At 52.9% G+C, this 15156-nt stretch carries 4 protein-coding genes; 3 read left to right on the top strand and 1 reads right to left on the bottom strand.

Going from position 1 to position 15156, the window contains the following annotated elements; genetic code table 11:
• Positions 1-16 precede the first annotated feature (16 nt).
• Positions 17-1411, bottom strand: coding sequence for a tyrosine-type recombinase/integrase (locus V6F78_RS03935; RefSeq protein ID WP_313043787.1), 1395 nt, complete (start codon positions 1409-1411; stop codon positions 17-19).
• A gap of 1401 nt (positions 1412-2812) precedes the next feature.
• Between V6F78_RS03935 and V6F78_RS03930 the strand changes: the two genes are divergently transcribed.
• Genes V6F78_RS03930 through V6F78_RS03920 form a run of 3 tightly spaced genes read left to right on the top strand, consistent with a single transcriptional unit; the run spans position 2813 to position 15126 of the window.
• Positions 2813-5764 carry a Tc toxin subunit A gene (locus V6F78_RS03930; RefSeq protein ID WP_332726653.1) on the top strand — a complete coding sequence of 984 codons (2952 nt, stop codon included), beginning with the start codon at positions 2813-2815 and terminating at the stop codon, positions 5762-5764.
• 24 nt (positions 5765-5788) lie between these two features.
• Positions 5789-10615, top strand: a complete 4827-nt coding sequence (locus V6F78_RS03925) for a neuraminidase-like domain-containing protein (protein ID WP_332726652.1) — start codon at positions 5789-5791, stop codon at positions 10613-10615.
• On the top strand, positions 10612-15126 hold the full coding sequence (locus tag V6F78_RS03920; RefSeq protein WP_332726651.1) for a SpvB/TcaC N-terminal domain-containing protein: 4515 nt from the start codon (positions 10612-10614) through the stop codon (positions 15124-15126). Before V6F78_RS03925 ends, V6F78_RS03920 begins: the two co-directional genes overlap by 4 nt.
• Positions 15127-15156 lie beyond the last annotated feature (30 nt).

Genomic DNA, 15156 nt, shown 5'->3' with positions numbered 1-15156 from the left:
CGGTAGTCTCTGAACGTTAGTCGCGGTTTTTCAATCCCAGTTTCTTGAGCGAGTAGGAGCGTTTCTCTTCGTAGCTGCTGTAGTAGATATCCTGCGTAGTGGCCAAATTGTTGTGACGTAGATCCATCTGCAAGTCCTTGGGGTCTCGCCAAGGGGCATCAAGCGTTGCGGCCGTATGCCTTAACCAGTGCGTGGAGGCCAGTTGCAGTGATTCGATTTCACCCGGCTGGCGACCCTCGCTCTTCATCTCATCAACCGCTCGGTCGAACAGCTCCTGAACGATCGACTGAACCATTCGAGTGGACAAGCCTGGTCGACCATTCAGGGTCGCAATCAGAGGAGTCTGCTCATTAGGGCGTGGCAGTTCGGACAACCCCATGAACCGCCGATAGCGCTTCAGATACCTATCAATGTATTCCGGCCTGACTGCGACCTTGGCGGCCTTGTCGCCTTTACCAACGAGGTGAAACCACCAGTTGCCATCGTGATCCGCCTTGAATGACCCCATCGTGGGTTGCCAATTGATCCGCCCACAGACATCTGAAACCCGTAGGTACATTGAGAACAACGTTGCGGCGATGAACAGCGTGCGTTCATGGCGCTCGGGATTAGTTTCGGCCATTTTTTCAGCGGTAGTCAGCGCGTAGTCCCACTGAAGAGGCGTAAGTGCGCGTCCGGTTTGCTCCATAACGCGCGACGCTTTGAACCGCGATTTTTGTTTGATCGCCCTGAAGGGATTCACAGAGCTCAAGCACTCATCGAGAGCGTACTCGTACAAGCTGCTGCACACCGAGAACGCCTGAGAAATGCTTCCTCGAGATGGTTGGTACGAAGCATCGCCGGCAGCGGTATCCGGCTCGCGACTCCCTGTCTTTACAGAGAATGGGTGCCAGTGAGGATTCGGACACAACTGCAAGTCTTTGTCGGGCGCCACGATCAGAAACCTGCTGCGTGTCACAGGGCCAAACCAATCCGTCGGTGGACTCATGCAGAATGCCAAGTACGCTTCGGCGTCTGCGCGACGTAGCTCCATGAGAGGCTTCCGTCTGATCAACAATGCCCATAGCAGCAGGCGCTCGGCATGGGTGCGATACGAAACGAATGTCGCCTCTACATTGGAGTACGAACGCAGAAATCCGCTGACAGCTTCGAAGCCCTCCAAGGGTTTCAGCTGAGTATCGAAGTTAGCCAGATAGTTCATCACAAGCGGCAGGCAAGGGTCGGGTTCATCGTTAGTGTGGTTGATGAATTCCTTATAGGTGTTGAACAGCGGATGTGGGATCTGCGCGCCGTTATCATTCGCCGTAATCTTCATTGCAGACTTCCGATTCTGGGAGTTATCGGAAGTAGGGGACTTACCCTTCTGTTTCTTCGAGGCGAGCGCGCCCGTCTGCTTGGATGAATCACTCATCACCTAGCCCTAACCATTAGATCGATGCCATCTAGGTTATACACAGCAAGCTTGGGTTTGCAAGTGCCGCCAAGCAAACTATTACCACTACCTACGCAACTAACGACGAATTATTTATATATTGCTAGTTGTCCTTTTCACCGACTCAGGAAATGGCAGTCGAATGGCTGCCCCCCCGTACTGCGTGGATTAAGGCGTTAATTGCTCTGATTTCGGCAGAACCCTCAGCTGTTTAGATTCAGTGGCTGCGTGTGCCGCAGACGCGCGACTCAAGGTCATTTTTAAAAGATTCAATCGTTTTTGAAAGTCATGACCCGTACCGCCCTGCAAATACGGCGCACGGCAGTAAAAGGCCAGAATTAACGGGAGCGGCCACCTTTAAAAGTTTCAACCATTTTTAAAAATTTGTTTGGCGCAAATATATTCGCCATAACCAGGCATCAGCTCATAAAAAAGGCTCTTGAAATTAAGAATCATTGGTGGTTTATAATGAAGCTTCTTTGAAGCTTCACTCCTCATATTTAGCGCTACTCATATCATAGCGACTCAATCTCTTCTAAATCGTCCAATAAATCGCCAGCCCAACGCTTATCCACGCTACCTACAATAGGAGCGGTGCCCCTCAACCAGGTTCTGCTTGCACGGCGCAGGATAAGCTTCAAATAACCTACCGCGTATCGGAGGGGTTCAGCTGTGCCTTCTAGGTTTGACGAAGAACTCCGATGCAACTGAGCCCTCCGGAAATCCGAAACCGCCATATTCATTGGGCCGCGGGCGTGGTCACTTTCAAAGGGTTCGGTCATTTTTTAAAAAGGTCTGACATCTTAAAGGTCTATCGCGTTGGATGAACCTTGTCTGAATGTACGCATATAAGGGCGCATGTCGGCCATTTTACGCAGCGTTGGGCGTCGCGCTCCGATAGAAAATGGCCTCACCATGGGTTCTTGACCGATGCCGCCAAAATTAAAAAGCGCTGGTATGGCGTTCCGTGAGGGCCTGACGACTCGCAAAGCCCCGGTATGTAAAGCTTTCAGCCTTGGGACGGTATCCGCCACCTAAAGCGCCATTTTTACGGGTGGGTCACAGCAGTACCAGGTGTTGCGTTCATTCTTTTTACCCCTCGATGGCCAACGACTCATCATGCCTGTCTGCCTGGTGAAAAGCTGTCTCCACTGACCCTGACGCCCCAACACCTAGGTTCGCATAATGTATATTATGTTAAATCACGTAGAGTGGTATCAAGGTCGACTTACCATTTCCTGCTGGTATGCGTGCTTCGCGTGTCAATGTCCTTCTGCGCGGCCTTACACGGCTCTGTTTATCCTGCCTATTCCCTTACTCAATCAACGATCGGTCCTAACCGTTTAAACGGTACGGTCTGACCGATGCCAGCAATTGCTGATGTTAGCTTCGGAACGCCCTGCAGATTCCCTGCGTGGCGTTCTGGAATTTATTGATATGTCGCACGTACTTGCTCCTGCGCTAAACAACCCGCCAACTGATTTAGTGCTCTCACTGGCGGCTATTGCAGATTCATCTGCGACTGGTATGGAGAGCTTCAATAAAAAGATGGTCGATGCCCATCTGATCTCTGTCTTCGACATTGCTCGACTTTCCAAAAAAGAGTTTTGCAATATTCTGACCGAGTTCACGACTGAGGAAATTGCTGGAAATATCCACGATCAAGCGCTGAGTTATGCGGTGCAACTTGAATTTCTTCACCGCCAGCAAAACGATTCGCTGTCTGAAGATCAGCGTGTCAAACGCCAAATGTCTGCCCAATCCGCCAATGGTGCTACTTACCGCGCACTGTTTCCTCAGGATTCGAACCAGGTATGTGCCCCGGATTCTTTGGCAGCCATGGATTCGCCCGTGGCTTATCTACGAGCCTTGTACCTGTTTGCTCTGCAATTGGAAAAGACCGGTGCAGGAAATCAACCCCAAAAAAAACTTTCTACACGTCGTGCCTCTTTAGCAAGTATGCATATCGATGCGAATGCTGTGCATGAGCAAATCCCCCTGCTAAATATCATTAATGAATTGTTGCATGAGGGCATCACACAGGGTTTGGCTGAACATAAAGACGTGTACGCCAACGCGAATATTGAACATGTACTAAAAACGCACTGCTTCCCTTTACAACTACCCTTCTATCTCCCTTATGAACAATGTGTTTTAGGGCTCGCTGCTCAGCAACTAAAGCTTGGGGAGTTGAATTATAAAATCAGTCTGACGCTGCCGATCACTCAACAACCCAGTACGGCCTATGGCAAGGTTCAACAGGAAAGTTATGAAGCGCAGCGGTTGCTGGCTCACCTCGGACCTGATCAACAGATATTGATTACGGAGAATAAAACGCTCGGATCGACAGCCACAGAAAAAGATGCGTTCGCAAAAAAAATCCTTGGGGGTTCGTATGAGTCTTTAAAAACACCCTCGCGGTTTATGGAGAGGACCGAGCTTGATGAAGATCACATGCAAGCGCTTTTCTCGCTGGGTAGATACCTTCCGGTTCAATCAACGCAATTACCGGTAAAGCAGCGAGACGTTCACATGGCGTTGAACCTGCCCACGATTAAAACAGAAGGGAAAACAGTCACTGTAAACTTTGTCGACCCTGAACAACTCGACCGGGTGCAGCGCCTCATCCGATTGCAGCGCTGGATGAAATACACATTCAACGACACCAAGCATTTTGTCTACAGCGTCAAAAAGGCAGGTCAGGATAATAACAAGGTTGTATTCAATGACAACACAATGCGAGCCTTGGGCGTATATCGCTACCTTGAGCAACATTACACACTGTCGATTGAAGAGTTTTCGGCACTCCTGCATCACCTCCCCGTTCATCAATCGGGCACAACGCGCTCATTGTATGACCGGGTTTATAATCGTGAAGAGGCATTAAGCGCTTCATTTAAACTGGATGGAAGCCCTTTCACTCCTGATGCGAAAGATGATGCAACGTTGGCGGTGGTCTATCAATTATGTGTGAGTTTGGGGGTGTCTAACACGCATGATTCTTTTGGGGTCATGGTTGCTCAGCTAAAAAAATACGGGCAAGAAACGAAAAGGGACGTGGCCACCTTTAGCACTTTTTATCGGCAAGTACGTATTGCCCGTCTGTTCAATCTATCGTTGTCAGAGATGTACCAACTTGCAGAGTTGTTGGGGGGCAAGGATTACTGCAAGCAGTTGATTCTCCCTTCATTAAGATTGAACGGCAGTAACACACCGCCTGACTTTCTGGATGTGTTGATGCAAATGGAGTGGGCTGTCCATTGGTTTAGCAGCGCCGCCACTCAACTTTCCACCGTTCGACGTCAGCTCATGCTGGATGACACGGATCCGAATGGCGAGTTGCAAGAGATGTTGAGCACGTTTGAAAAGCTGCTCGCTGATGTTGAACGTTATGTTCTGGTGGGCTCTGATTTTTCTCAACTGAAAGCGGAAGATGTAAATCAGCTGGATTTTTTGAAATTTACCAAAGGTCACGTACTGATTAAAACAATTTTAAAGGTGCATCCGCTACTTCCCGAAACACCTGATTTACCCAAGCTGAACAGCACGCTCAAGAAGTTGGTCAAGTCCTACATCAGCCCTTCTGCGCTTGAAAAAATTCAAGAGGCGACGGTTTCTGAGATGGCGTCGTTACTGGAACCCTATTTGGATACCGCTTATAAACGACTGTTGCCTTGGAAAGCAGCCTTGCTGGATGTTTTTCCCCAAGGTGGCACAGCGGCTGAACCTGTCGCGATCCAGGAAAAGAGAATCAAGCATATTGTTCACGGCATAACAGTTGCGCTAGGGAATCACGACAGCAAGCGTTTATTAAAAAATAATATCCTGATTGCGCCCAATGCCGCCGCATCGTTGAAACTGCCCATTAGCCAGTCTGCACTGCAGACCTTTATAAGCAATCCGCACTGGCTCGACTCACGCAGCCAGCCTGATAGCTTTATAAAATTATCGCTGAACACGCTTTATTTAATGAGTCAGTTTCAGCAGGTGCTTGTCGCTTACCGTGTAAGTGAAGCCAGTCTTTTTAGTTACTTGGCGCAGGTTAATGGTGTCGAGCCCGTCACTGATGAACACACGACCCAGCTGCTTGGGCGATTATTGGGCTGGGATTGCGTTGAAATAAAAGTGCTGCTGGACAATGTACCTTTCACGCGTGTGAGGTCCATGGCTCAACTTGAATGGGTTATACGCTGCCATCAAACAGCACAGCAGACAGGTTTTTCGGCATCGCTGATATTGGCGGCAACCAACCTGAATTCTGATATCTCGGGGCCTCAATGGAAACAGGTCGGTGAAGCCCTGATAGCGGCTTCTCCAGGCAGTCGTGTTTAACTGTATTTTGTACAAGGAATTATCATGTCGTCATTACTCAGTCAGCATTTAAACGAAAAGTTACGCGATGCGCTTTTGGCATTTTATTTGTACACTTTCAACCCTCTTAAAACAGATAAGGTCGGCATCGAGTCGGCGCCACGTTCCACCCCAGACGACTTATACAGCTATTGGTTACTGGATGTACAAGTCAGTCAGGCTGTTATGACCAGTCGCGTTTCCAGTGCAATCAGCAGCTTGCAGCAATACATCAACAACATCGCATTGGGCTTCGAACCAGGGTACGAACACGTCGGAATGAACGATGCGCAGACGTCCCTCTGGGATAACAGTCTTCATTCCTACTCCCTTTGGCACGCGCATCAGCAGTTACGACACTATCCTGCTAATTACATCAGCCCTCACCTGCGTATTGACAAGACCGACAGCTTTCAACAGTTAGAAAGTGATATTAGCCAAACCAATTTGCAACCCGGGCATATTGATGCTGCGCTCAACCGCTATCTGGGTCGATTTGAGGAGTTGGCACAGATTCGTACGGTCAATGGTTATGTGGACGGTGACGCCAGCAGTATGGCTAAGAGTCGCTATTATCTGGTTGGAAAATCCAATGGAGAAAACGCTTTTTATTGGCGCGTTCTGGACCTGGCTAAACAGTACGGAGCCGGCTCTAGCGATTCCACGATGGACGCCTCTTCGCCCACCGCGTGGTCAGATTGGCGAAAACTCCCCATCCCCGCCTCCTATGACATTCCGGACCAGAGCATTCGTCCGGTGTATTTCCACGATCGTTTGTTCGTGGTCTGGGCGCAATGCAGTCAACCCCTGTCTGCTCTTGATGGGGCCGGCACACCCGCCGAAGGACTGGATATTTTTAATCCCGAGCATATGCAGCACCTCATTAAACGCTACCCGCGTCTTCGCTTGTATTATTCGTTCTTGAAACTGGACGGCAGCTGGAGTTGCCCGCAGATCTGTATCGATGAGTACGCGACCAGCCGATGGTTGCAGAAACTGTCGACGGAAGACATAAAGTCCACGGTAAGTACAGTCGCAATGGTGGACCCTCATACCTCTCCGCCTTCGCTGTTCTTTGGCCTGGTGGCAAATATCGAACCTTACACGCACACCTTTCCTTTGATGAAAGGGAAAACCTTTGATTTTTCTCACGCCGTGCGTCTTGACAGTAAGCTCAATGTCACGTTGCTCCTGTCAAAAGATTCCTTGAACAGCTTTTTCTCAATTGTTCAGGGTAATGCCCCCACTCAAGCCAGTCGCCACCTGAATATCTTTGCAGGTCACAACCGGTACAAGTTTAACTTTGTAGCGCCCAGTATCAATGCAGTGGATGTTGAAATATCCAATATGGATACGCTACATGCAGGGTCTGACCGGTGGGATTATCAGGGCACCCAAGGTTATATTGAAGAGGCTAAGCCAGGCAGTGCCAAGTTTAATAAAACAACTTCCAGCCTTGAGCTTTCAACGACCACTGCGCTGAACTTCCCATCATTCAAAAGTGTAGAACTGGTTGTTCAGCAAAACGGTTTTTGGTTGTTCATGCGATTGACGGTTGAAGCGCCTGAGAATACCCGCAGTGAGAGTATCGTACTCAAGAGTGACTCCTACTTGAATATGAAACACCCGCGCGCCACACGCCTGCTCAAGGACTACTCAAGTATTGAGTTGACCTGCAATAAAACGAACACGGTGTTTAAGGATTTTTTAAAGACCGTCACGGCCGTTCAGAATCAAGAGCAGCCAGTGGTGTTCCAGAATTTTGGACAGACTCAATATTCTGAAAATTACGTCCTTGACGGTGCCTCAGTGTCTACAGAGCTGTTCAATTATTTGTTTCATACGCAAAACACGACCTATTCCGCGAAACTCAAGGTGGTGGATGATAGCCATACGGCTGATCCGTCAGTCCGTAGAGATGAACTTCAACTGGAAAATATAAAGGCCACCCGTTTTCAGCGTATCTACAAACAGGTGGTGATGACCCTGCTACCGCCGGACAAGAACGAAGATGTCAAATACCCCTTGCATGTTCATATCACAAATACCCACTTGATTGGCGAAAGCCATGTCATGCGTCGAAATCTGGTGGGCGGCAAATTCGAACTTCCCGCAGGCCGAACGTTCGTCACATCACTCGGTATCACCGCCGAACAACTTCCAGATTACATCAGTCAGAAAAAGAAGCTTCCCATTATTCATGGTGTGCTGATTCGAGAACAAAATATTGATGACATGAAGTTCAATATACTCGGTTATGCACTCAAGGCTTTTGAGATTGTATTTAACGAAAACAATATTGCTGACATCCCCAAGGGGCCTTGCATTACGCGCCTCTCAACAGCGCCTGCCGGTACGGTGGAGTTCATTGATTTTAGCGACTCATCCATTGCTCAATTAAAATCCTCCCCTCTCACACTGCGCGCGCCGATACGACTCAATACGACACTGGGTGAGAAACTGACCCAAGCGGCATCCACCGATATGTCCGCGCTCTTTGCGTTATCTCACACCCACCGTGAACCGCCACTGACGTCAAATGCCGGGTCTGACCCCATCGACTTTCAGGGGGCGTACGGGAAATACCTGTGGGAGTTGTTTTTGTACATGCCGTGGCTGATTGCCCATCGGTTCAATCTGGAGCAACGCTACGGCGATGCCGAAGCTTGGCTCAAGTATGTGTTCGACCCTGCCCGAAAACAATCGCACGTATCTCTCGATCAACCCTATTGGGGGCTCAGTGCACTGAACTCAGACAGTGTGCATATGGGCTACCTGCACGATAACCCTGATGATCCCAATCAGATTGCACTCAGTGCCCCGGTGCATTTCAAGCGTGCGCTCTATGCCCTGTATGTCGATATTTTGCTCAATCGAGGGGATGCTGCTTACCGTCAAACCACCTCAGAGAGCCTTAATCAAGCCAAGTTGTGGTACGTGCGTGCTCAGTCATTATTGGGCCCTGAACCTTCTGTTCAGGTCGTTGATCCGTGGGCTTCTACCACACTGGGAGACCTGAGCCGTCAAATCGACGACTCACTGCGCGCCACCGAACGCAAAATGGGGCGATCTGATTTTGAAAAACTGTTATCGGCTGATCATTCAAAACTGGCGCGGGCCATCCATCGGGTCAGCGACTCGCCGTTGCTCTGTGTCCCCCAGGACAAGGGCATGTTGGCCCGTTGGGAAAAAGTACAATCAAGGTTATTTAATCTGCGAAATCATTTGGACATCACCGGTAAACCCCTGCGTATCCCGTTATATGCCCCACCCGCCTCCCCTCGCCAATTGCTTAACCTCTATGCCAGCCCGCGCATGGCAGGAGACGCTTCCTCGGTGCGGCGTCAACCTGTTCATGTAGGGCATTACCGGTTCCAGACGGTTCACTCGCTAGCAATGGTGGCGGTCGAAAACGTTGTGCAGTTCGGTAACGTCTTGTTGTCGATCATTGAGCGTCAGGATCAGAGTGAGCACCTGCAATTGCAGCAGCAACAGGTGTGGCAACTCGCGGGGTTGTCGCTTGAGCAACAGGCCCAGAGTCGGATTATCGATGAGAAAAACCAGGAGGCCTTGAAGGCAGGTCAGCGTATTGTCGAGGGCCGTATCGCACACCTGGAGCATTTGATCAAAGAGGGCGTAAACGCCAATGAGCAACAGGCCAGCCAGGAGCTTCAGCGCAGTACCGCCCTGGATACCGTGGCTTATGGGCTGCAAGCCGCTGCCGGGTTGGCCATGCTGGTTCCCAATATTTTCGGCACGTCCACCGGCGGCTGGAGACTTGAGGGAGGGTTCTATGCCACCCAGGCGGGCATTCAGATGCTTGCCAATGAAAAGCGCTCCAATGCCAATCATCTGGACCGCAACGAGGCGTTCAATCGACGCAATCAGGAGTGGGAGCATGCACTGAGGCAATCGCGCCTAGAACTGGAGCAGGTCAAGACGCAAGTTCTGGCCTTGCGCGAACAGGCCAATAACACGCGCTTGCAACATCAGTCCGCCGAAACCGCGCTCAGTCAGGCCAGATTGATGTTTGATTTGCTGGAGAAGCGCTTCACCACGCCCCAGCTGTACCAATGGTTAAGTACCCAGCTTTCTGCGTTTTATCTGCAAGCCTATGACATGGCCCTTGCGTTGTGCCTCGACGCACAGGCGTGTTGGCACTATGAGCGCGCAGACTCCGATCGCACCTTTGTCCACGCCAGCCAATGGAGCAGTTATCGCCAGGGCCTGACAGCCGGTGAAGGTCTCAAGCTCAGCCTGATGAACATGCAAGTGTCTTACCTGCAACACAATGGGCGGCCTATGGAAATCACCAAAACGGTGTCGCTCAGAAACCTCAAGGCTAAAGACCCGGATGCCACTCGAAACACGTCATGGGACGAGATGAGCGCCACACTCCAGCGCACAGGTTCTGTTGAGTTTGAACTCACCAAAGCCCTGTTTGACGCTGACTACCCCGACCATTATTTGCGCCGGATTAAAAGCATTAGTGTCACCTTGCCAGCTACGCTCGGCCCTTATGAAGACATTCGCGCCACCCTGACGCAAACCAATCACACCACCCATACCGCAGATAAGGGGGAGTTCGACTATTCGAGCCACCGTGTCAACGAGCATATCGCGCTCTCAACCGGACTCAATGACAATGGGTTATTTACGTTGAATTTCGAAGGGGATGATCGCTACTTGCCCTTTGAGTACACAGGCGCAGTGTCTGGCTGGAAGTTGTCATTCCCCAACCCCGCTGCGCAGTCGGCCATGCTGAGCAGCCTGTCTGACATCATCATTCATGTGCGCTATACCGCTAAACAGTTAGGGGGGCATGCAGGATGACGCAGCCCCAACAAAACGCTGCTGAAGTCTTCACGCCGTCCCTGCCCAAAGGCGGCGGTGCCATCCACAGCATTGGCACCGGATGGGGGGCCATCGGGATGACGGGTGAGGCTTCTTTTAGCATTCCACTGCCGATTTCAGCGGGACGCGGTTTCACACCCTCGTTGAGTCTGAATTACAGCAGCACGCTGGGTAACGGACCTTTCGGCATCGGCTGGACAGCTGCCCCCGGCAGTATCCGGCGCGACACCCAAAATGGCGTTCCCCTCTACACCGACGCAGACGGGTTTATCGGCCCGTCGGGTGTGGAGCTGCGGCCCCGCAGAAACCCACAAGGGTTGATCGAGACCACGACCACGGCTCGGTTCAATGACGTTCAACTCGACACGACGTACACGGTGACCCGTTACGTTGCGCGAGTTGAGTCATCCTTTGACCGTTATGAGCACTGGACGTCGAGTCATGATCCGGGTGGTTTCTGGTTGATCCAGGGCGCAGACGGCACCTTGCATGTCTACGGTAAAACACAGGCAGCACGTTGCACGGACCCTGAGGTTGAACAGCATGTCGCGCAGTGGCTGCTGGAGGAAAGCCTCGCCCCGCTGGGCGAGCAGATTTACTACCAGTACACGCAAGAGCGGCCAGAACCACCCGTTTCGCCCGCTCGCGACTGCCGTGCGCAACGTTATCTGCAACGTGTTTGTTATGGCAATCGCCAGCATCAGCCCCAGTTGGCCTTATGGACAACGACATCGCCACCGGTTAAGCAATGGCATTTCGAGCTGGTATTTGATTATGGCGAACGCCCTCTTGATTTCAGTCAGGCCCCGTCTTATACGCCCCAGCAGGAATGGGACGCGCGGCCCGATCCGTTTTTTACCTATGCCTATGGTTTTGAATGGGGCAGTCAACGCCTGTGCCAGCAGATCCTGATGTTTCATTACTTCCCTGATGAGGCGGCCTTGGGGCCTGAGCCGGTAGCGGTTCGTCGATTGCTCCTCGAATATGCCACCACTGAGCACCGTGGGCGTTTCCTCAATGCTGTCCACAGTCAGGCTTTCGAGCCGTCAGGCAGCGCCCGTTACTGGCCACCGGTCGAGTTCACCTACAGCGCGTTCACCCTTGCCCCGCAAACGTCTCAGTACGCGCCGTTTGCCGCGTTGCAAGGCCCCGGCGATGGCAAGGATTATCAGTTGGTGGACCTCTACAGCGACGGTATGCCCGGGGTGTTGTATAGCCAGAACCGCTCATGGCATTACCGGGAGCCTGTCAGAGACCCCGAAAGTACTCAGCCGAACGGGGTTCAGTACGGCCCCTTGCGCATGTTGCCGCAGATGCCGATTGCCACGGACCGCGAGTCATTGCGCCAGACATTGGCGGATCTCAATGGAGACGGGCAGCTGGAATGGATCATCGCCCAGCCCGCCATGAGCGGTTTTTTCACCCTGAACGCACGGCGACGCTGGTCCAGCTTCGCCACATTTGCAGCTCTGCCCACTGAGTTTTTCCATCCTCAGGGGCAACTGGCCGATTTGATCGGCAATGGCGTTCCGGATCTGGCATTGATCGGCCCGCGCAGTGTCCGGCTCTACATGAATCAGGCCGAAGATGGCTTTGAATCCGGACGCGATGTTGCGCATGCGCAAGATGATGATGCCTTGCCATTATTGAGCAGTTCCAGCCGCACAGAACTGGTGGCCTTCAGCGATATGCTGGGCAGTGGTCAGCAGCATCTGGTCCGCATTCGCCACAATGAAATCAAATGCTGGCCGAATCTGGGCCATGGACGCTTCGGCAAAGGGTTTGTCTTTGCGGCCCTGCCCTTCAGTTATGCCGAGTTCGATGCTGCACGGGTACTGCTCGCGGACATTGACGGGTCCGGGGCCACCGACCTGGTGTACCTGGAGGCTGCCCATGCGCTGATTTTCATGAATCTGTTCGGTACGGGGCTAGTGGCTTCACCCGTTCGCTTGCCCTGGCCACAGCACCTGAAGTACGACAATGCTTGCACGGTCAGTATTGCGGACCTTCAGGGGTTGGGTTGTACCAGCCTAATCGTGTCGATGCCCCATGCCACGCCTCAGCATTGGCGTTATGACTTTGTCAGTGCCAAGCCGTATCTGCTCATCGGTACGGACAACAATATGGGCGCCAAGGGGACGCTGACATACCGCAGCAGTGCCCAGCAATGGCTGGATGAGAAACAACAGCGCGCCAGTGAGGGCAGGCCGGCCATTTGCGGTGTGCCGATCCCCCTGCATCTTGTGACTGAGCAACAGCACATTGACGCCATCACTGGCAATCGTCTGACACGCCGCTTTAAGTACCGCGAAGGGTTCTACAACGGTCATGAGCGTAAATTTCAGGGGTTCGGGTTCTTGCTTGAAACAGACTCGCAGATTTCAGGCAGTGACACGGCCACTACGTCCCACACTCAAAACGTGCTGCGCAAAACATGGTTCCACACCGGTAAGGCCACCGACATGGTGCGCCGCGACTACTTCGACCGCGATCCGCTCGCTCAGCCTCTGGGCTATACGCTTGTCAGCCGCCTGCTGCCCGGCCAGACAGATGACACGCTGCTGGTCGCTACCGAAATTGCGGATATGCTCAAGGATCTCAACCATGCGCTGACGGGTACGCAGGTGCGCCAGGAGGTCTACGCGGCACGGGATACGGCGGCCAGCGCGGTGCCTTATTCAGTCAGCCAGCAACGTTATCTGGTACGCCAGGTTAACGGGCAGGCCTCCATGTTGCCCTTGCCCGTGGAGTCCATCAGTTATCGTTATGAGCGCGAACGGGACGATCCGGCCTGCCAACACAGCATCCATTTACGTTGGGACGCGTATGGCAGCCTGACCCATGGCGTGACGGTTTATTACGCGCGCCGAAAAAACCCGGGCGATCCCTCCCCGTACGCTGATCCGTATCAGGCCCAGTGGTGGCAAGACACCCATGATGCATCGCAGCAGTCGTATTACCTGACAGAGTCACTGGCGCAGTTCATACACCTTGACGATCTACCCCAACGGTTGCGCCTGCGCCTGCCTTATCGCCAGCGCACCAACGCCCTGGTGTTGGCCAAAGGCCGTGCCTCGAACAGGCTGTCTTCGGACCGAATCAGTTACGAGACGTTTATCGATCAAGGCAGTGACGGGCCTTTGAACCCGCAGGCGCAACGAACACTGGGCGGTTTGTCGGTTCAGCATTACCACAACGTGCACACGGACTTGCCGTACCCTGAGGGCACGGCTGATTATCTGGCCCTGATGGATCATGTTGAAACCGCCGAGTTGGACGACGAGGCACTCAAGGCGTACGAGCAGCTTGCGCAGTTGCCGGGTGCCGGTGCTTTTGATCTGACACAAGCGCTCACCGAGGCGCACTACCATCGCGCCGAACTGTTCTTGCCGGACAGCAACAGCGCGGTAACGCTGTGGTCGATCAAAAAAAATTTCACGGTGTACCACCCGGCCCACGGCTTTTACCGTGCCTACGGGGTACGTCCGACCGAGAGTCACGGGGTCACCACACTTGAGCATGATCGGTACGCTTGCCAGATTGTCTCGGTCAAGTCGCCCGATGGCTGCCGCACCACAGCCCAGTACGATTACCGACTGCAACTGCCTGTCCTGATTACCGACCCGCAAGGCACTCAACAGCAAGCCCGGTACGATGCGTTCGGGCAGTTGCAGGTCAACAGCTATTTTGGCCGGGAGTTGGGCCAACCCGTGGGGTTTAACCCATTGTCGGACTACCGCCGACCGGCTGACGACAGCCCGGCGTACGCCATCGGGCATCCTCAACAGGCACTGCAACAGGCCGCCAGCGCCAGCTTCTACACACCCTTCAGCTGGATGGGGCAGATTGCACAGGCCGCACTTCGCCCCGAGTGGATCGCTCAAGGTTACGTCCTGCCCAACGGGTATATTCGCGCCAGCGCACAGGCGGCCACGCTGGACCTTGAAGACCCGCACCAATTGCAATTGAGCCAGTTGATGCAGGCAGCGCACCGTGAGCCTGTACACGCCGTGGTGTTACAAGCTGACCGCTACCCTTCCCCCACCGATGAATACCAACCCCTGATCCGCATCAGCCTGACGTGCAGTGACGGGTTTGGACGCACGTTGCAGAGCAAACAACTGGCGCCAGGCGGGATGGCCTACACGATTGGGAGCGACGGCACGCTGAACCTGGACCCGGACGGCAAGCCGATCAGCCACTACAGCGAAACCCGTTGGCGTGTCAGTAGCCGGGTCGAGTACAACAACCAGGGGCTGGCCATTCGCAACTACCGTCCTTATTTCGCCAATCATCATCGTTACATCAATGATGCGTCCCTGCGTTTAAGTGCCTACAGCGATCAGGTGTTCTATGACGCACTGGGGCGGCCCACCCACACCCTCAATGCGCGGGGGGATCTGAGCCGCCACACCTATTGCACCTGGTACACCATCAGCGAGGATGAAAACGATACCCACGGGCTGGACCCTGACATTCCCACTCTTTGATAGGCGTCAGGGCACACCTCGCAGGGGACT

It is taken from the genome of Pseudomonas sp. ESBL9, assembly GCF_036668715.1.
In the GTDB taxonomy this organism is placed as follows: Bacteria; Pseudomonadota; Gammaproteobacteria; order Pseudomonadales; family Pseudomonadaceae; genus Aquipseudomonas; species Aquipseudomonas lundensis.
The sequence above is the reverse complement of the archived record's forward strand: the minus strand, read 5'-3'. Positions and strand labels throughout refer to the sequence as shown.

Coding starts and splice junctions, on each gene's coding strand:
- V6F78_RS03935 (WP_313043787.1), bottom strand. CDS start 1,411: ATGAGTGATTCATCCAAGCAGACGGGCGCGCTCGCCTCGAAGAAACAG.
- V6F78_RS03930 (WP_332726653.1), top strand. CDS start 2,813: ATGTTAGCTTCGGAACGCCCTGCAGATTCCCTGCGTGGCGTTCTGGAA.
- V6F78_RS03925 (WP_332726652.1), top strand. CDS start 5,789: ATGTCGTCATTACTCAGTCAGCATTTAAACGAAAAGTTACGCGATGCG.
- V6F78_RS03920 (WP_332726651.1), top strand. CDS start 10,612: ATGACGCAGCCCCAACAAAACGCTGCTGAAGTCTTCACGCCGTCCCTG.